21 protein-coding genes are annotated in these 16,685 nt (G+C 62.7%); 13 read left to right on the top strand and 8 right to left on the bottom strand.

The genetic code is table 11. The features are described from left to right. Position 1: 1 nt before the first annotated feature. Genes pstA through phoB form a run of 4 tightly spaced genes read left to right on the top strand, consistent with a single transcriptional unit; the run spans position 2 to position 3,095 of the window. Entirely contained in the window at positions 2-853 is an 852-nt protein-coding gene (gene pstA, locus MAFF_RS15650; protein ID WP_010911899.1) for a phosphate ABC transporter permease PstA, read from the top strand. Continuing rightward, on the top strand, positions 850-1,653 hold the full coding sequence (gene pstB, locus MAFF_RS15645) for a phosphate ABC transporter ATP-binding protein PstB (RefSeq protein ID WP_010911898.1): 804 nt from the start codon (positions 850-852) through the stop codon (positions 1,651-1,653). Before pstA ends, pstB begins: the two co-directional genes overlap by 4 nt. A 25-nt stretch (positions 1,654-1,678) precedes the next feature. Continuing rightward, entirely contained in the window at positions 1,679-2,386 is a 708-nt protein-coding gene (gene phoU / locus MAFF_RS15640; RefSeq protein ID WP_010911897.1) for a phosphate signaling complex protein PhoU, read from the top strand. A gap of 19 nt (positions 2,387-2,405) precedes the next feature. Beyond that, a complete protein-coding gene (phoB, locus tag MAFF_RS15635) occupies positions 2,406-3,095 on the top strand; it encodes a phosphate regulon transcriptional regulator PhoB (protein WP_010911896.1) in 690 nt (229 codons plus the stop codon). Between the two features lie 12 nt (positions 3,096-3,107). Here the strand turns inward: phoB and MAFF_RS15630 are convergent, their stop codons facing one another. Continuing rightward, positions 3,108-4,358 (bottom strand): ROK family protein, encoded by a 1,251-nt coding sequence (locus tag MAFF_RS15630; RefSeq protein ID WP_010911895.1) that lies wholly within the window; start codon positions 4,356-4,358, stop codon positions 3,108-3,110. Positions 4,359-4,631: 273 nt separating this feature from the next. Between MAFF_RS15630 and xylF the strand changes: the two genes are divergently transcribed. From xylF to MAFF_RS15610, 4 genes are all read left to right on the top strand, one after another. Next, positions 4,632-5,672, top strand: coding sequence for a D-xylose ABC transporter substrate-binding protein (gene xylF, locus MAFF_RS15625; RefSeq protein WP_010911894.1), 1,041 nt, complete (start codon positions 4,632-4,634; stop codon positions 5,670-5,672). A 144-nt stretch (positions 5,673-5,816) separates the two neighbouring features. After that, a complete protein-coding gene (locus tag MAFF_RS15620) occupies positions 5,817-7,148 on the top strand; it encodes a sugar ABC transporter permease (RefSeq protein WP_010911893.1) in 1,332 nt (443 codons plus the stop codon). A 13-nt stretch (positions 7,149-7,161) separates the two neighbouring features. Continuing rightward, positions 7,162-7,986: an ATP-binding cassette domain-containing protein gene (locus tag MAFF_RS15615; RefSeq protein WP_010911892.1), complete on the top strand. Its 825-nt coding sequence runs from the start codon at positions 7,162-7,164 to the stop codon at positions 7,984-7,986. Between the two features lie 151 nt (positions 7,987-8,137). Next, positions 8,138-9,778 (top strand): CHASE domain-containing protein, encoded by a 1,641-nt coding sequence (locus MAFF_RS15610; RefSeq protein ID WP_010911891.1) that lies wholly within the window; start codon positions 8,138-8,140, stop codon positions 9,776-9,778. A gap of 98 nt (positions 9,779-9,876) precedes the next feature. Here the strand turns inward: MAFF_RS15610 and MAFF_RS15605 are convergent, their stop codons facing one another. From MAFF_RS15605 to MAFF_RS15585, 6 genes are all read right to left on the bottom strand, one after another. Continuing rightward, positions 9,877-10,122 (bottom strand): hypothetical protein, encoded by a 246-nt coding sequence (locus tag MAFF_RS15605; RefSeq protein ID WP_010911890.1) that lies wholly within the window; start codon positions 10,120-10,122, stop codon positions 9,877-9,879. Between the two features lie 83 nt (positions 10,123-10,205). Beyond that, a complete protein-coding gene (locus MAFF_RS15600; protein ID WP_044548371.1) occupies positions 10,206-10,532 on the bottom strand; it encodes a hypothetical protein in 327 nt (108 codons plus the stop codon). A gap of 132 nt (positions 10,533-10,664) precedes the next feature. Further along, positions 10,665-10,841 carry a hypothetical protein gene (locus MAFF_RS37725; protein ID WP_155766993.1) on the bottom strand — a complete coding sequence of 59 codons (177 nt, stop codon included), beginning with the start codon at positions 10,839-10,841 and terminating at the stop codon, positions 10,665-10,667. Positions 10,842-10,957: 116 nt separating this feature from the next. Beyond that, positions 10,958-11,992, bottom strand: a complete 1,035-nt coding sequence (locus tag MAFF_RS15595; RefSeq protein ID WP_010911887.1) for a sensor histidine kinase — start codon at positions 11,990-11,992, stop codon at positions 10,958-10,960. A 188-nt stretch (positions 11,993-12,180) separates the two neighbouring features. Further along, on the bottom strand, positions 12,181-12,345 hold the full coding sequence (locus MAFF_RS37095) for a DUF1328 domain-containing protein (protein WP_010911886.1): 165 nt from the start codon (positions 12,343-12,345) through the stop codon (positions 12,181-12,183). Between the two features lie 325 nt (positions 12,346-12,670). Further along, positions 12,671-13,465 (bottom strand): response regulator, encoded by a 795-nt coding sequence (locus tag MAFF_RS15585; RefSeq protein WP_010911885.1) that lies wholly within the window; start codon positions 13,463-13,465, stop codon positions 12,671-12,673. 212 nt (positions 13,466-13,677) lie between these two features. Between MAFF_RS15585 and MAFF_RS15580 the strand changes: the two genes are divergently transcribed. Beyond that, positions 13,678-13,881 carry a NepR family anti-sigma factor gene (locus tag MAFF_RS15580; protein ID WP_010911884.1) on the top strand — a complete coding sequence of 68 codons (204 nt, stop codon included), beginning with the start codon at positions 13,678-13,680 and terminating at the stop codon, positions 13,879-13,881. A gap of 3 nt (positions 13,882-13,884) precedes the next feature. Further along, positions 13,885-14,436, top strand: a complete 552-nt coding sequence (locus MAFF_RS15575) for an RNA polymerase sigma factor (protein ID WP_010911883.1) — start codon at positions 13,885-13,887, stop codon at positions 14,434-14,436. 25 nt (positions 14,437-14,461) lie between these two features. On the opposite strand, the gene MAFF_RS36635 is transcribed toward MAFF_RS15575, so the two are convergent. After that, positions 14,462-14,842, bottom strand: a complete 381-nt coding sequence (locus MAFF_RS36635) for a response regulator (RefSeq protein WP_244420796.1) — start codon at positions 14,840-14,842, stop codon at positions 14,462-14,464. A gap of 149 nt (positions 14,843-14,991) precedes the next feature. Between MAFF_RS36635 and MAFF_RS15565 the strand changes: the two genes are divergently transcribed. The 3 genes from MAFF_RS15565 (at position 14,992) to MAFF_RS15555 (ending at position 16,667) form a co-directional block, all read left to right on the top strand. Then, complete coding sequence (locus tag MAFF_RS15565) at positions 14,992-15,753, top strand: Crp/Fnr family transcriptional regulator (RefSeq protein ID WP_010911881.1); 762 nt, start codon at positions 14,992-14,994, stop codon at positions 15,751-15,753. A 125-nt stretch (positions 15,754-15,878) separates the two neighbouring features. Then, positions 15,879-16,205 carry a DUF883 family protein gene (locus MAFF_RS15560; protein WP_010911880.1) on the top strand — a complete coding sequence of 109 codons (327 nt, stop codon included), beginning with the start codon at positions 15,879-15,881 and terminating at the stop codon, positions 16,203-16,205. A 9-nt stretch (positions 16,206-16,214) separates the two neighbouring features. After that, positions 16,215-16,667, top strand: a complete 453-nt coding sequence (locus tag MAFF_RS15555; protein WP_010911879.1) for a hypothetical protein — start codon at positions 16,215-16,217, stop codon at positions 16,665-16,667. Positions 16,668-16,685: the final 18 nt, after the last annotated feature.

The following is a 16,685-nucleotide window of genomic DNA, read 5'->3' as shown; positions in this document are numbered from 1 at the left end:
GATGTCGACAGCCGCATCGCTTCACCAGAGCCGCAAGCGCAAGAATGGCGTGATGATGATGCTGTGCGTCGTCGCCGCCGGCATCGGCCTTGCCTGGCTGGCGCTGATCCTTGGCGCCTTACTCTACAAGGGTCTGGCCGGCGTCTCGCTCTCGGTCTTCACGGAAATGACGCCGCCGCCCGGCGATGCCGGCGGCCTGCTCAACGCCATCTACGGCAGCATCGTGATGACCATCATCGGCATCATCGTCGGCACGCCGATCGGCGTGCTGGCCGGTACCTACATGGCCGAATATGGCCGCTTCTCGAAGCTCACCACGGTGGTGCGCTTCATCAACGACATCCTGCTGTCGGCGCCGTCGATCATCATCGGTCTGTTCGTCTATGAGCTGATGGTGCGGCCGATGGGGCATTTCTCGGCGATCGCCGGTGCCGTGGCACTTGCCATCCTGGTCATTCCCGTCGTCGTGCGCACCACCGAGGACATGCTCAACCTGGTGCCGAACGCCTTGCGCGAAGCCGGCACCGCGATCGGCGCGCCGCGCTGGGTGGTCATCCGCTCGGTGGCCTATCGCGCCGCGCTTTCGGGCATCGTCACCGGCATATTGCTGGCCATCGCCCGTATCTCCGGCGAGACCGCACCGCTTCTGTTTACGGCGCTGAACAACCAGTTCTGGTCGAGCAATCTCAACGCGCCGATGGCCAGCCTGCCTGTCACCATCTTCCAGTTTGCTCTCAGTCCCTACGAGGAATGGCAGCAGCTGGCCTGGACCGGCGCACTCATCATCACATTGACGGTTCTCGCGCTCAGCATCTTTGCGCGCAGCCTGACCGGACGCAGAGAGGACAAATGAGCCAGATGTTGTCTCCAGACATGACGATCGCCGCCGAGGCGGTGACCAAGGCCAAGATCGAGGTCAAGAACCTCAACTTCTACTACGGCCAGTCGAAGGCGCTGAAGGATATCACGCTATCGCTGCCCGAGCGCAGCGTCACCGCCTTCATCGGCCCGTCGGGTTGCGGAAAGTCGACGCTGCTGCGCGTCTTCAACCGCATCTACGAGCTCTATCCCAAGCAGACCGCCGAGGGCCAGGTGCTGCTCGACGGCCAGAACGTTCTCGACCGTTCGCAGGACCTCAACCTGCTGCGCACCAAGATCGGCATGGTGTTCCAGAAGCCGACGCCGTTCCCGATGTCGATCTACGAAAACATCGCTTTCGGCGTCAGGCTCTACGAGAAGATCAGCAAGGCCGAGATGGACGGCCGTGTCGAGCAGGCGCTGAAGCGCGCGGCACTGTGGACCGAGGTCAAGGACAAGCTCAATGCCAGCGGCCTCAGCCTGTCGGGCGGCCAGCAGCAGCGGCTGTGCATCGCCCGCACCGTGGCGGTGAAGCCGGAGGTCATCCTGCTCGACGAGCCGGCCTCGGCGCTCGACCCGCTGTCGACCGCCAAGATCGAGGAACTGATCGACGAGCTGCAGGCCGACTACACGATCGTCATCGTCACCCACAACATGCAGCAGGCGGCGCGCGTGTCGAAGCAGACGGCCTTTATGTATCTGGGCGAACTGGTTGAATTCGACCGCACCGAGAAGATCTTCACGTCGCCTCGCGAGAAGCGCACGCAAGACTACATCACCGGCCGCTTCGGCTGATCGCACGCATACGAGGACCAGGATCATGGCCGAACACACAGTCGCAGCCTTCGACGAGGATCTCGGACAGATCAGCAGGCTGATCAGCGACATGGGCGACCTCGCCGGCTCGATGGTCGGCGGCGCCACCAAGGCGCTTCTGAATTCCGACAATGCTCTCGCTCAGCGCGTCGTCTCCGACGACGCCATCATGGATGCGCGCCAGCGCGAACTCGACGACCGCGCCATCACGCTGATCGCCAAGCGCCAGCCTATGGCCGACGACCTGCGCCATGTGGTCGGTTCGATCCGCATGGCTGGTGACCTCGAACGCATTGGCGACCTTGCCAAGAACATCGCCAAGCGGGTCGGCACTGTCGGCCTCAGCGCCACGCCGCGCGACCTGTCGCATTCCATCGACGCCATGGCGCAGCTGGTGCTGATCCAGGTGCAGGGCGTGATCGAGGAGTATGCGGCGCGCGATGCCGCGGCACTGGCGAAGCTGCGCGCCGACGACGAGCGCATCGACGTCAAATACACCTCGGTCTTCCGCGAATTGCTGACCTATATGATGGAAGATCCGCGCAACATCACGGCCTGCACGCATCTGTTGTTCTGCGCCAAGAATCTCGAACGCATCGGCGACCACGTGACCAATATCGCCGAGAATGCGTACTATGTCCTGACCGGCACGCAACTGCCCGCCAACCGTCCAAAACAGGACGAGACGGCGATGTCGGCGCCGGCGGCCTGAGCGCAGGGGTAACCAATCGATGATCGCACCACGCATCATGGTGGTGGAGGACGAGGAGCCGCTCGGCGTGCTCCTCCGCTACAATCTGGAATCGGAGGGTTACCAGGTCGAGGTGGTGACACGCGGCGACGAAGCCGAAATCCGCCTGCAGGAGAACGTGCCCGATCTCCTGGTGCTCGACTGGATGGTGCCGGCGGTGTCCGGCATCGAACTCTGCCGGCGCCTGCGGATGCGGCCCGAGACCGAGCGGCTGCCGATCATCATGCTGACCGCGCGGGGCGAGGAAAGCGACCGTGTGCGTGGGCTCTCCACCGGCGCCGACGACTATCTGGTCAAGCCGTTTTCGACGCCGGAATTCATGGCTCGCGTGAAGGCGCTGCTACGCCGCGCCAAGCCGGAAGTGCTGTCCAGCGTGCTCAAGGTCGGCGACATCGTGCTCGACCGTGAATCACACCGGGTCTATCGCAAAAAGAGCGAGATCCGGCTCGGGCCGACTGAATTCCGCCTGCTCGAATTCATGATGCGTCATCCCGGCCGCGTGTTCTCGCGCAGCCAGCTGCTCGACAATGTCTGGGGCGAGACGATCTACATCGACGAGCGCACCGTGGACGTGCATGTCGGCCGCCTGCGCAAGGCGGTCAACAATGGCCGCATGCCGGATGTTATCAGAACCATTCGTGGGGCGGGCTACGCGATCCGCGAGGATTGAGCACGACCTGAATCAGGCGACGTTTTTCTTCGCGGCAAGGCCTGCTTTCGTTTGCACGCCCGGCGCGAAAATCTCCTGGTCGACAAAGGTCAGCGCGCGCATGGCGCAACCTTCGCGGATCAGCGGCAGTTCGTTCGGTTCGGTGTCGAAGGAGATCGATTCCGAGTGCTGGCCACCGGCGGTCTGGGCGATCGCCTCGCGCAATGCCGGCTCGATCAGGTCGAAGGCGGCGGCGCTGACGCCGACCATGGCAACGGGTGCTGGATCGATCAGCGCAAACAGGCTGCCGAGGCCGTAGCCCAATGCCTCGCCGGCCTTGCGGTAGGCTTCGCGCTCGGGTCCGTCGCGTTCGCGCGCCGTCGCGGCCAGCGCCCGCATCTGCGCGTCGCTGACATCGGCCACCGGCTCGGTGTCCTCGCTGAGCTGCCTGGCGTTGCGCCAGATGGCATAATTGCCGGCATAGGCCTCGACGCAGCCGCGCCGCCCGCAGCGGCAGAGCGCGCCGCCCGGCCGATGGATCATGTGGCCGAACTCGCCGCCCGAGGAATGGGTGCCGGTGAACAGCTCGCCCTTCAGCACCAGCCCCATGCCGATGCCGTGCGACAAAAGGATGGCGATGAAGTCGTCGCGGTAGCGCTCGGGATCGCGCCAGCGCAGCGCCACGGCCATCATGTTGCAGTCGTTTTCCATGGTTGCGGGGATGCCGAACTCGGCTTCGAGTATGTCGGCGAAGGCGATATCGGTCTGCGGCGTGATCGGCGACCACAGCATCGCCCGGGCCTCGGTGTCGGTGATGCCCTGGATCGCCAGCGCGATGCGGGCGACGCTGCGCACGTCGATGTCGGGATCCTCGAGACGCCGCCTTACGATGGCCACGCACTCGCCGATCAGCGCCTCGCGCGACATGGTCAGCGTATCCAGCCGGCGCTGTTCTTCCGATATCACCTGGCCGGCATAATCGATGACGGCGACGGAGAGGAAGTTCAGCGACAGCACCACGGTCATCACTGCCGCGGCCTCCGGGTTAAGGCCGAGACCGACCTGCGGCCTGCCGCGTTTCAGCGCGCCGGCCTCGCTCGGCTTTCCCTCGGCCAGTATGCCTTCGCCGATCAGGTCGGAGGAAATCGCCGATATGGTCGAGTGGCTGAGGCCGGTGGTCGCGGCGATCTCGGTGCGCGAGGGCCGACCGGCCCGGCGCACGGCGGCAATCACCATGGCGCGGTTGCGCCGGCGCAGATCGTCGTGGCGGATTCCGACCGACATGTTTCTCACATCCTCCCCGTCGCCGCGGTTCTTCCGGTCCTCCCTCGAACGCTGCCGGCGACACGATCAAATACTGGCAGAAGCGGCCCGTCCTGTCATTTATTTATTCCGAGGCTCGAAAAAAATTCATAAGGACATCAAAATCCCTCAGAATCGTTGTTGACAGCGTTCCGGTGTTGGATCAGTGTTTTTTCGAGGCTCGAAAAAATAGAGCCTCTGTGCCGGCCTTCGGGCCAGTTTGGTCGCGCCATACGCGGCGCAGGGAGGAATATCATGAAGAGATTCACAGCCGCCATCCTGGCGGGTGTCGCCATGTCGCTGACGCTGGCGTCGGTCGCGCAGGCGAAGGACAAGGTCATCGGCGTTTCGTGGTCCAACTTCCAGGAAGAGCGCTGGAAGACCGACGAGGCCGCCATGAAGAAGGCCATCGAGGCCGCCGGCGACAAGTACATTTCCGCCGACGCGCAGTCCAATCCTGGCAAGCAGCTTACCGATGTCGAGAGCCTGATCTCGCAGGGCGCCAATTCGCTGATCATCCTGGCGCAGGATGCCTCGGCCATCGGCCCGGCCGTGCAGAAGGCGCTGGACGAAGGCATTCCGGTCGTCGGCTATGACCGCCTGATCGAGAACAAGGACGTCTTCTACCTGACCTTCGACAACAAGGAAGTCGGCCGCTTGCAGGCCAGCGCGGTGTTCAAGGCCAAGCCGGAAGGCAACTATGTCTTCATCAAGGGCTCGGGCGCCGATCCGAATGCCGACTTCCTGTTCGCGGGCTCGATGGAAGTGCTCAAGGCTGCCATCGACAGCGGCAAGATCAAGAATGTCGGCGAGGCCTATACGGACGGCTGGCTGCCCGCCAACGCCCAGAAGAACATGGAGCAGTTCCTGACCGCCAACGACAACAAGGTCGACGCGGTCGTCGCTGCCAATGACGGCACCGCCGGCGGCGTCGTCGCGGCGCTGACGGCGCAGGGTCTTGCCGGCACCGTGCCGGTCTCGGGTCAGGACGGCGACCATGCCGCGCTGAACCGCATCGCGCTCGGCACCCAGACCGTGTCGGTGTGGAAGGACGCGCGCGAACTCGGCAAGAACGCCGCCGAGATCGCCTCGCAGCTGGCCGACGGCAAGAAGATGGCTGACATCGCCGGTGTAAAGGACTTCACGACGCCTGGCGGCAACACCGTCAAGTCGCTGTTCCTGACCCCGGTCGCCATCACCAAGGACAATCTCAACGTCGTCATCGACGCCGGTTGGATCAAGAAGGACGAAGTCTGCGCGGGTGTCGCCGCCGGCAGCGTCGCAGCCTGCAAGTAAACGGCGCAATACCGTTCGATATCGACGCCGCGGCCCAAAAGCCGCGGCGTTTCTCAAGGGGCTTCCCGCTTCAAATGACCGCGGAAAGCAAATAGCATCCATGTTCGGTACCCGCGCCAGACGGTAAACCGGTGGGAGGATAGCATGACCGACACGACCTCTAATCAACCGGTCGGCAGCACTGCGGCGGACAGGGCGCGTGCATCCGAACTCAGCGCCGTCGGGCGGTTCCTCAAGGCTACCGAGCTCGATACGCGCATGCTCGGCATGGTCGGCGCGCTGCTGGTCATCTGGGTCGGCATCCATATCCTGTCGGGCGGGCTTTTCCTGACGCCGCGCAATCTGTGGAACCTGTCGGTGCAGACCTCGTCGGTCGCGATCATGGCGACCGGCATGGTGCTGGTCATCGTCATGCGCAACATCGACCTCTCGGTCGGATCCGTCGAAGGCGTGATCGGCATGATCATGGGCGTGGCGCAGGCTGAATTCCTCATCCGCGTCGTCGGTTTCCAGCTTGGAAATCCCTGGCTCTGGATCATCGCGCTGGCGGCCGGCGTGGTGCTTGGCCTCCTGATCGGCGCATTCCAGGGCTTCATCATCGCCTATATGGAGGTTCCGGCCTTCATCGTGACGCTGGGCGGCCTGCTGGTCTGGCGCGGCATGGCATGGCTGATCACCAGCGGCCGCACGGTCGCGCCGCTCGACACAACCTTCCAACTGATGGGCGGCGGACCACGCGGCTCGATCGGCGCCACCGCCAGCTGGATCGTCGGAATCGTCGCTTGCGCGGCTGTCGCCTTCGCGCTGCTCAACGGCCGGTCACAGCGCAAACGGTTCCACTTTCCACTGCGCCCGGTTTGGGCCGAGATTTTGCTTGGCGGGGTTGCCTGCGCCGCTATCCTTGGCGCCGTCTGGATCGCCAATTCCTATCCATGGCCGATCGGCATCGTGCGCCAGTATGCCCAGCAGAACGGCATTACCGTTCCCGAAGGCGGGCTGTACATCGCGCATGGCATTGCCATACCGGTGCTGATGGCGGTGGCCGTGGGCATTATCATGACGTTCATCACCAAGCGCACGCGTTTCGGCCGCTATGTTTTCGCCATTGGCGGCAATCCGGAGGCGGCCGAACTTGCCGGTATCAACACCCGCTGGGTGACCATGAAGGTTTTCATGATCATGGGCGTGCTGGCCGCGATCAGCGCGGCGATCTCTTCGGCCCGGCTCAACGCATCGACCAATGCGCTGGGCACGCTGGACGAGCTTCTGGTCATCGCCGCCGCCGTCATCGGCGGCACGTCGCTCGCCGGCGGCGCCGGCACGGTGATGGGCGCCATGCTGGGCGCGCTTCTGATGCAGTCATTGCAGTCGGGCATGGTGCTGCTCGGCATCGACTCGCCGCTGCAGAGCATCGTCGTCGGCGCCGTGCTGGTCATCGCGGTGTGGCTCGACACCGTCTATCGCAAGCGGGTTTAGGGGAGAAATGATCATGTCCGACAAAATCGCTCCCGCAACTGCCCCCACAACTGCGCCCTCTGGCACGCCGCTGATCGACATGCGCAACATCTCGATCGCCTTTGGGGGCATCCGCGCCGTCGACGATGCCTCGATCGATCTTTTCCCTGGCGAGGTCGTGGCGCTGCTCGGCCACAATGGCGCCGGCAAATCGACGCTGATCAAGATCCTGTCCGGTGCCTACAAGCGCGATGCCGGACAGATCTTTGTCAATGGCGAGGAGGCTTCGATCTCCAACCCGCGCGACGCCAAGAAATACGGCATCGAGACCATCTACCAGACGCTCGCCTTGGCCGACAATGTCGACGCCGCCGCCAATCTGTTCCTCGGCCGCGAGCTGATGACCGGCTGGGGCACGCTCGACGATGTTGCCATGGAGGCCGAGGCCCGCAAGGTGATGGGCCGGCTCAATCCGCGCTTCCAGCGGTTCAAGGAGCCGGTGATCAAGCTATCGGGCGGCCAGCGGCAGTCGGTGGCGATCGCACGCGCGATCCTGTTCAACGCCCGCATCCTGATCATGGACGAGCCGACGGCAGCCCTTGGTCCGCAGGAGACGGCGCAGGTCGGCGAACTGGTCAAGCAGCTGAAATCCGATGGCATCGGCATCTTCCTGATCAGCCACGACATCCACGATGTGTTCGAACTTGCCGACCGGGTCTGCGTGATGAAGAACGGCCAGGTCGTCGGCACCGCGCGCACCACCGATGTCACCCAGGACGAGGTGCTCGGCATGATCATTCTGGGCAAATGTCCTCCGGGCGCCATTCCCGGGCCGGGCGCGTTGAAGATCGCCGCCTGAGGCCTGCCGGCGGCCCGGTATGGGCTTGATCGGCATGGCCGGTTGCCGCTCACGTGATATGCCAGTGATCGCGATGGCTTGGCCTTGCCATTGTGTTGGCCTGACGACTTGCGCATAAAGGTCCGGTATTGCTCATGGGCCGCATCATCCGTTGAAGAAACTTTTTCCAATCGTCGCGTTCATCGCAGTAGCGCTGATCAGCATGACCATGGCAGGGTTCGCCTATTTCGCGACGCAGGAAGCCTCCCGCATCAAGTTCGAAGCTGCGGCCGACGACGCCCTCAACCGGATCGAGAGCCGTATCGACCTGCATCTGTCGCTGCTGCGATCCACACAGGCCCTGTTCGACGCCCGCAATGGCGATATCTCGCAGACCGAGTTCAAGGCGTTCTTCAACGCGCTGGATGTCGACAACAATTTCGCCGGCCTGCGCGGCATCGGTTTCCTCGGGCTGGTCAAGACAGGTGACGAGGCAGCGCTCGAACGCGACATCCTCCACAATTTTGGCGTCAGCCACCCGATCTATCCGGAAACCACGCAGCCCTGGCGCGCGCCCATCATGCTCTTCGAGCCGCTGGATCCGTCCAACCAGGCCAGCATCGGCTACGACATGTTCAGCGAACCGATGCGGCGCGCGGCAATCGAAAAGGCGATGGCCGACGACCAGCAGCACGCGAGCGGGCTGGTGCAGCTCGGCCAGGGCACCGGCGCGACACAGACCTTCCCCGGCTTCCTGGTCGTCGTGCGGCTCAATGTCGAAACCGCGCCCGAGGTCATCAACGCATCGCGATCCTCGACCGCGGGCTTTCTCTATGCGGCCTTCCGGGCTCGCGACCTGTTCCAGATCGCGCTCAGCCGCGCGCCGCTGCTGCCGGTCAACACCGAGATCTATGACGGCGAGGTGAACAGCGACAATCTCTTGTTCCGGTCGGAGACGCCGCCGGCCTCCGCCTTTGGCGATCGGCTGCTCGTCACCCGCAAGATCACGGTGGCCGGCCGTCCGTGGACGGTGCTGTTCCGGCCGACCAGCGCCTTCTCGCAGCCGTCGTCGCGCGCCATCCCGGTGATGCTAGGGCTGTTCGGCCTGCTCGCGGCGGGCGCCATCGCACTGGTGGCGCGCTATCAGGAGCGTGCCTATGAGGCGGCATCGCGCCTGCACGAGACAACCGAAAAGAGCCTGCTCGAAAAGGACTTGATGCTGCAGGAGATGAAGCATCGCATCAAGAATTCGATCACCCGGGTTCTGGCGATCGCGCGGCAGACGGCGTCGCGGGCGACGGACGTCAACGAGTTTTCGGCGTCCTTTTCGGCCAGGCTGCAGGCGATGGCCGCCTCCCAGGACATGCTGACGCGCTCGCGCTGGCAGAAGGCCGATCTCGCCGACCTCCTGCGCATCGAGCTTGGCCAGGTGTTCGGCAAGGACCTGCCCGAGGGGCTGTTGTCGGGACCGGAGGTGCTGCTCGACGAGACCACGACGCAGGCGCTCGGCCTGACCTTCCATGAGCTTGCGACCAATGCGCTGAAATATGGTGAAGCCGGCAATTCCGCCAATTCGCTCAGAAGCGACTGGGCGCTCAAGGTCGAATGGTCGGTGGAAGGGCGCGGGCGGGAGCGGACGCTGGCGCTGAACTGGCGGGAGGCCGGGAAGAAAAAAGTCGAGGCGCCGGCCGAGACCGGATTCGGCACCAAGCTGATCGACCTCAACGTCACGCGCGAATTGCGCGGCACGATCAAGCGCGACTATCAGGCCGATGGTCTGAAGGTGGAAATCAGAATTCCGCTGACAGGCTGACGGCGAACAGTCAGGCGGACAGCAATGGCACGCCCATACGTGCAAAATCCGGAGGCCGGCGGACCGGCCTCCGGATCGAAGTTTCGACTATCGCCGAATCAGTTGCAGCGCGCCGTGTAGATCCGGCCGCGATGATCGCGATACTGGCAATAGCCGTTGCGCAGGTTGCGCACCAGCAGGCCGGAACCGGCACCGACAGCCGCACCGATCAGCGCGCCCTTGCCGCCGCCGACCAGACCGCCGACGCCGGCGCCAATCAAGCCGCCGCCAACAACGTCCTGCTCGGTCGTGGTGCAGCCGCTGAGAGCGGCCACCGCAGCCATGGCAATAATCATCTTCCGCATAGAGTCACTCCTCACTTTGTGTCCACACTTTGGTAAGCTCCAGCAGCCATTTAGCATGAAATGACGGCCTTTGCTGCTCGAATTTATTCTTGGCTAAGATAGTCTTTTTCTGGGCGCATCGCATTCGATGCCATGACGAGGCTGGAAATGGCAAGAGAGGCGTCGAGGCTGCCGTCGGGACGCACGTTCCAGACGACCTGGTCATAATCATCCTCGAGTGCGGGATCGACAGCGAGACATTTGGCGACGATATGCTGCGCCTGCCCCTGCACGTCGCCCATGGCGAAAGGGCGTTCGGCGGTGCATTCGTCGGCGGTTTCGAAAATGCTCACCGGCACCTGCAGTTCACGACAATCGGTCATCGAGTTGCTGCAGCCGATGACAAGCAACAATGCAGCGATGTGTTCCATGGCGACATGTCCTCTCGCCACAACAACGGCCCATATCGGCCAAAAGTTCCGGAGCGGTCGGGGGGACATGCGAATAATGCCGGCGCTGCAAGCGGTTAACAGCGCGCACTGTTGTCGGCAGGGAATGTTCGGTCAGGTCAGATTGAACAGGGCGATGAGGAGAATTGTCGAGGCCGCCGCCAGGACGATGCCCCACGGCAATGTGTGATGCGGCGAGGCAAGCGGTTCTGCGGATGCTTCGGGATCGTGGAAGTCGCCCACCGAAACACGGGCGGCCTGTTCCAGTCTGTTCATGTCGATGACCGTCAAGCATTCCTCCCACACCGTGCCGCAACCCAGTGGATCGCAGCGGCATCTGGGTAAAACAGCATCCGCTCGTATGGTGAACAGCCGGTTAAGGATCGTTGATTGCAGCCGGCGACCGCTCACTGCGTCTCGAAATTGCTGTGCGGGACGACAAGACGGTATTCAAGGCGGCCGTCCGCGATGTCGAGGCTTGCGGTTCCGCTCAGGGATGCCGGCACCACCCGCTCCAGCGCGACGCTGCCGAAACGCTTTTGACCCCCCCGGCCGTCATTGGTTCCTATGGCTTCGGCCCATGTCAGCGACAGCGCAACCTCGCCAGGGGCGATGATGTTGAGATTGGCGGTCACTTCGACGAATCCATCCTGCCGGGACAGGGCGCCATAGCTGACCGAGTTGACGGCAAGCTCATGCATCGCCAGGCCGATATGCAGCGCAGCATTGGGATTGAGATAAGGGTTGGCGCCCCGGAGGCGAAGGCTGTGCGATGTGTTCGTCCCATAGCGGCCGACCTGGCTCGTCACCAGTTCATGAAGGGCCGCACCTCTCCAGTTGGAGGATGTCACCAGATCCTGGGAGGAGGAGAGCGACTGCAGTCGGCCGCGAAAGCGCGTGAGGAAGTCGCCGATGCCGTCGGAATAGCGACCGGTCTGCGTCGCGATGCTCTGGATGATCGCCAGCAAATTCTTCGAGCGGTGGCTGACCTCGCGCAACAGCGTCGTCAGGGTCTGTTCGCGCCGCTTCTGCTCGGTCGTCTCGACCATGGTGGTGACGACACCTTGCACGTCGCCGGCGTCGCCCCGGTCGGCATCGACCCAAACCTGAAACCAGCGGACGCCGTTTTCGACCGGAACACTGATCTCAAGGCGCTCCGGATTGCCGGTGGCGACCACATCGCGCTTGGCGGTGCTGATGCGGTCGGCCTGCGCCATCGGCAGGATGCCATTGCCGTCGGAGTTGTCCGAAATCCAGGGCGCGCGCATGTTGCGGGCCCAGACGGTTTTCATCTCGCGATCCTGATAGAGGACGGAAATGCCGGCATTGTGCAGCGCGTGGAGAAGAGCCCGGCCAAGCTGCATGCCACTTTCGGCCGGATGCAGGGCGATGACTTCGTCGCTCCGTGCGCCTTCCGTCTTATCTGCAGTCCTGGAACGCATCGATTGATCGGTCCACCCAATTCAGGCTGAACGGCTCACTTTGAAATGGGTTCCCAAATGAAATTTCCGGGGACCTGCCCCTAAAACGGTCCGCCGGACGGTCTCCCTTTGAAGGATACCGCCCGGCGGTGGCTGGAAACCGTTTGAGGGGTGCGGCTTCCAGTGTTCGCTCGAAGAAGCGTTCGCCCTCACGCCCGTCTGAACAGGCCGGCCAGGAGCGAAATGACCAGGAAGGCGAGAAAGATGAAGAACAATATCTGCGCTATGCCGGCGGATGTACCGGCGATGCCGCCGAAACCAAGCGCGCCGGCGATGATCGCCACGACGAGAAATACGAGCGCCCAGTAAAGCATGGTTCATCTCCTTCCGAATGCTGCAGGGAAAACGTGGGTGGGTGCGGTTTGTTCCACCCTTTGCCGAAAAAGGCGATGCTTGCAAATCGTTAGAGCAATTCCAGGAAAAGTGTGAGCGGTTTTCCAGGAAAGCGCGTAGCGCTTTCCCTTGGGAATTGCGTCAAAACAACAACTTAGGCCAGCTCGGCGTTTACTTGAAGCGGTGAACTGCTCGAGGTAAAGCGCTTCAAATTCGCGACTGATGGGTCCGGTTGCCAAAAAGGCCGCCCGACACATCGCATCGGGCGGCCTTTGGTTTGCTTTCCCGGCTGGAAAGGTCGCGCCCCTATGCGGCGGCCTTCGCCTGACGGTCGAAGAACAGCGCCTGGCTGATTAGTGCCTTGACCATGTCGGGATTGAACGGCTTGGTCACCAGGAAGGCCGGTTCGGGGCGCTCGCCAGTCAGAAGGCGTTCGGGAAAAGCAGTGATGAAGATCACCGGCACAGAGGTTGACGACAGGATCTCGTTGACCGCCTCGATGCCCGAACTGCCGTCGGCGAGCTGGATGTCGGCCAGAACCATCTTCGGTCGTGTCTTGCCGAACATCGTCACCGCTTCGGCATGCGTGCGCGCCGTTCCAACGACACGATGACCGAGGCTCTCGACCATCTCCTCTATGTCCATGGCGATCAGCGGTTCGTCCTCGATGATGAGCACATCGGTCGCCACCTGCCGGGAAATCTCGTTGCTTGCCTGGGCAAGCAGCTCGGAGAATTGCTGGTCGCCGACGTCGAGGATCTCGGCCGCCTCGTCTTCGCTGAAACCTTCGACGGCAACCAGCAGGAAGGCCTGGCGCGGAAGGGGCGCGATGGCATTGAGATTGGCGGCGGCACGCTGTTCCCACGCCGATTGGGCCTGCTCCTGCGGCACGCGGATGGCGACGGACGTGAAAAGTTTGGCGAAGACCTTGTAAAGGGCGATACGGTCGCTCGATGCGTCGGGGAAGATGTCGACATCGGCGATGATGGCCTCAAGCATCGCAGCGACCAGCGCGTCGCCGCTCTCTTGCGATCCCGAGACGGCGCGCGAGAAGCGGCGCAGGAACGGCAGGTGCGGTGCGATGGTGGCGGATAAACTCATGATAAGACGTCTCCCTCAGTATGACGCGTTGCAGGTCAAGCTGATTGCAAGCCCCGCTAATACAACGCGTATTTTCTCAAAAAGTTCCGGCCGATATGGAACAAAAAGTCGGGAACGGCGTTTGGTGTCGGGTTGGGCAACCAGACGAGGGTGCCGCTTGCCTTGTGTTGAGTTGAGTATGAGCGGCCTGATGCTGGGAATATAAGGGCGAAATGAAGGACATGACGAAAGATATTTTGGCTGGCGCCGAGGGCAGGCGCCGGAACGGTGTCGGTGACCCGCTCGGGCCCAACTCCGAAATCGGGCGCAAACTCAAACAATATTATGACGAGCTGGTCTCCGACGATGTGCCGGATCGCTTTGCCCAGCTGCTCAGCCAGCTGGAACAGGCCGAACCCGCACAGAAGAAGGACTGAGGCATGGCAGCGGTCTCCCAAGGCTTCAAGACCGATCTGCTTGGGGCAATCCCGAGCCTGCGGGCCTTTGCCGTGTCGCTGACGCAGAATGCCGACAAGGCCGACGACCTCGTTCAGGAAACGCTGGTCAAGGCCTGGGACAAGCATGAGAGCTTCCAGCCCGGCACCAACCTCAAGGCATGGCTTTTCACCATCCTGCGCAATGAATTCTATTCGCAGATGCGCAAACGCGGCCGCGAAGTGCAGGACAGCGACGGCATCATGACGGCCAGGCTCGCGGTGCATCCGGCCCAGCATGGCCAACTCGATCTCAAGGATTTTCGTGGTGCTCTCGAGCAGTTGCCGGAAGACCAGCGCGAGGCCATCATTCTCATCGGCGCATCGGGCTTTTCCTATGAGGAGGCCGCTGAAATCTGCGGTTGCGCGGTCGGAACGATCAAGAGCCGCGTCAGCAGGGCGCGCACACGTCTGCAGGAGATTCTCAAGATTTCCGGCGAGGACGAATATGGTCCCGATGCGATCTCTGCCCAGGTCACGGGGACTGCGGCGCATTGACGTGGTACCGGAACCCGGATCGACCTCAGCCTGGAAAGCCGCGCCCATAGGCCAGCGCCACCGCTTCAACGAGATCTTCGCCTGAATAGGGTTTGGTGACCAGCCTCACCCCCGGAAAGGATGCCTTGATCTCGTCCGGATCGGAATAGCCGGAAGCAAACACGAAAGGCACGCCTGTCTCACGCAGGCCGGCGGCGAATTCGAGCGTCGAGGTGCCGCCCAGCATCAGATCGACGATGGCTGCGTCGAATTGCGTTGCGACCTTTCGGCCGTCGATCTCGGCCAGGTCGCGTGCAACAACCACCTCGCCGGCCCCGTGGTCGCGGCACAGCTGCTCGACATCCATGGCGATGAGGAATTCGTCCTCCAGGACAAGAATTCGCAATCCGTCAAGCAAATGGGGCACGGGCAATCGCTCCTTGAAACGCCGGGAGTCATGATCGCAATTCGGCGCGCTGTCATTTAAAAAAGACATGCCTCTACCCCGGAACTCCGATCCCGGCAAAACGTTTTCGACATACCTGCTGACCGGCAGGCTTTCGAAGAGGGGTTGGAATGCCAGGCCAGAACGGGCGCGCTTTATCCAGCCGACAGTATCCTTGCGAGAATTGTCCCTTGCGGCCATTGCCGGTCTTCCGCGAGTTTGAGAAACAGGAACTGGCCTTCATCAGCACCTTCAAGAAGGGCGAACTGGCGGTCGACAAGGGCGCCACGGTTCTCGTGGAGGGAAGCCACAGCGCCCATCTCTACACGGTGCTGTCCGGCTGGGCGTTCCGCTACAAGCTGTTGCCGGACGGCCGCCGACAAATACTCAACTACCTCATGCCCGGCGATCTCATCGGCCTGCAAGGGAGCGTCATGGGGGAAATGCAGCATTCCGTCGAGGCCCTGTCGCCAATGCTGCTTTGCGTCTTCGAGCGCGACAATTTGCATGAACTCTACCGCAACCATCCAGGCCTCGCCTACGACATCACCTGGATCGCATCGCGCGAAGAACGCATGCTGGACGAGAACCTGCTCAGTGTCGGCCGGCGCAGCGCGATCGAGCGCGCCGCCTATCTGATTGCCTTCATCGGCAGCCGTGCCAAGGTCGTTGGGCTGAACGGCAAGCAATCCATTCAGATTCCGGTCACGCAACAACATATCGCCGACACGCTTGGCCTTTCGCTGGTTCATACCAACAAGACGATCCGCAAATTGATGGATCGCAAGCTGATCCTCTGGCGCGATGGTGGTTGCGAGGTGGTCGATGCGGAAAGGCTCAAGCAACTCGCCGGCTGGGAAGGGCTGGGCGAGGGGCGTCGCCCCCTGATCTGAGACGCGCTTCTGGCCATGGATTGGCGATTGGTGCGTATGCGCATGTTTTCGGCTAGTTTATCCCGATGCCGGAACCTTGAGACGCAAGGCGCGTTTGAAATCGAGCAATCACAAGGAGTTAAGCAATGGCAACCGCCACAGGAAAGACCGCCAACGAGGCGCGGGCGAATTCGGACCTCGAGGCCGACATCAGGCAGTTGAAGGCCGACATCGACAAGCTCACCAAGCAGCTGGCCAAGACTGGTGAGCATGGTTATGGCACTGCCCGCCGCGCGGCCACCGAGGGCGTCGAGCAATTGCGCGCACAGGGCGAAGCTGCGTTTGACAGCCTGCGCGGCAGTGCCAAGGACATCGAGGCGCAGTTGCTGGCAAATGTCCGCGAAAAGCCGGTGACATCGCTGGCGATCGCCGCCGGCGTCGGCTTCCTCTTCGCGCTGCTCGCGCGGCGCTAGTTCCACCCAATGGGACTGTTGGCATCCCTGCTCTCGGGTTTCGCTTCGGGTGAAACCGTGGCCGCCATACGTCGCGCACGTACGGCGGCCATCGTCTATGCGCTTGCCGCTTTGGCGGCCTTGTGCGGTCTCGGCTTTCTGGTCGGGGCAGCCTATATCTGGGCCGCCGCCCGCTATGGATCGTTCGCCGTGGCGCTTGGCTTCGGTGTCGGCTTTCTGGTGATCGCCGGCCTCGTTCTTCTGGTCCATCGTTTGATGTCGGGTGCCCGTACCCGCCGCGAGGCAAGGCGGCGCAGTGCCGACATGAAGGCGATCGGCATCACGGCCGCACTCGCCGTGCTGCCGGCATTGCTCAAGGGAAAAGGCGGCCTCGGGGTCATTTTGGGCCCGGCTATAGCGCTCGCCGCCTATGCCATCTACCGGGAGAATGTGAAGCCCGACGATCCCGGGGAGGGGAAATAACGCCGGCGTCCGGCCTGG

Origin of the sequence: Mesorhizobium japonicum MAFF 303099, from assembly GCF_000009625.1 — a bacterium.
Lineage (GTDB): Bacteria > Pseudomonadota > Alphaproteobacteria > Rhizobiales > Rhizobiaceae > Mesorhizobium > Mesorhizobium japonicum.
The sequence above is the reverse complement of the archived record's forward strand: the minus strand, read 5'-3'. Positions and strand labels throughout refer to the sequence as shown.

What these genes read in the sequence shown, in the direction of transcription:
- MAFF_RS37095 (WP_010911886.1), bottom strand. Translation starts at nt 12,345, where the DNA reads ATGCTTTACTGGGCGCTCGTATTTCTCGTCGTGGCGATCATCGCCGGC.
- phoB (WP_010911896.1), top strand. Translation starts at nt 2,406, where the DNA reads ATGATCGCACCACGCATCATGGTGGTGGAGGACGAGGAGCCGCTCGGC.
- MAFF_RS15565 (WP_010911881.1), top strand. Translation starts at nt 14,992, where the DNA reads ATGCCAGGCCAGAACGGGCGCGCTTTATCCAGCCGACAGTATCCTTGC.
- pstA (WP_010911899.1), top strand. Translation starts at nt 2, where the DNA reads ATGTCGACAGCCGCATCGCTTCACCAGAGCCGCAAGCGCAAGAATGGC.
- pstB (WP_010911898.1), top strand. Translation starts at nt 850, where the DNA reads ATGAGCCAGATGTTGTCTCCAGACATGACGATCGCCGCCGAGGCGGTG.
- MAFF_RS15605 (WP_010911890.1), bottom strand. Translation starts at nt 10,122, where the DNA reads ATGCGGAAGATGATTATTGCCATGGCTGCGGTGGCCGCTCTCAGCGGC.
- MAFF_RS15620 (WP_010911893.1), top strand. Translation starts at nt 5,817, where the DNA reads ATGACCGACACGACCTCTAATCAACCGGTCGGCAGCACTGCGGCGGAC.
- MAFF_RS15600 (WP_044548371.1), bottom strand. Translation starts at nt 10,532, where the DNA reads ATGGAACACATCGCTGCATTGTTGCTTGTCATCGGCTGCAGCAACTCG.
- MAFF_RS15575 (WP_010911883.1), top strand. Translation starts at nt 13,885, where the DNA reads ATGGCAGCGGTCTCCCAAGGCTTCAAGACCGATCTGCTTGGGGCAATC.
- MAFF_RS15585 (WP_010911885.1), bottom strand. Translation starts at nt 13,465, where the DNA reads ATGAGTTTATCCGCCACCATCGCACCGCACCTGCCGTTCCTGCGCCGC.
- MAFF_RS15595 (WP_010911887.1), bottom strand. Translation starts at nt 11,992, where the DNA reads ATGCGTTCCAGGACTGCAGATAAGACGGAAGGCGCACGGAGCGACGAA.
- MAFF_RS15555 (WP_010911879.1), top strand. Translation starts at nt 16,215, where the DNA reads ATGGGACTGTTGGCATCCCTGCTCTCGGGTTTCGCTTCGGGTGAAACC.
- MAFF_RS15630 (WP_010911895.1), bottom strand. Translation starts at nt 4,358, where the DNA reads ATGTCGGTCGGAATCCGCCACGACGATCTGCGCCGGCGCAACCGCGCC.
- phoU (WP_010911897.1), top strand. Translation starts at nt 1,679, where the DNA reads ATGGCCGAACACACAGTCGCAGCCTTCGACGAGGATCTCGGACAGATC.
- MAFF_RS15580 (WP_010911884.1), top strand. Translation starts at nt 13,678, where the DNA reads ATGAAGGACATGACGAAAGATATTTTGGCTGGCGCCGAGGGCAGGCGC.
- MAFF_RS15560 (WP_010911880.1), top strand. Translation starts at nt 15,879, where the DNA reads ATGGCAACCGCCACAGGAAAGACCGCCAACGAGGCGCGGGCGAATTCG.
- xylF (WP_010911894.1), top strand. Translation starts at nt 4,632, where the DNA reads ATGAAGAGATTCACAGCCGCCATCCTGGCGGGTGTCGCCATGTCGCTG.
- MAFF_RS15615 (WP_010911892.1), top strand. Translation starts at nt 7,162, where the DNA reads ATGTCCGACAAAATCGCTCCCGCAACTGCCCCCACAACTGCGCCCTCT.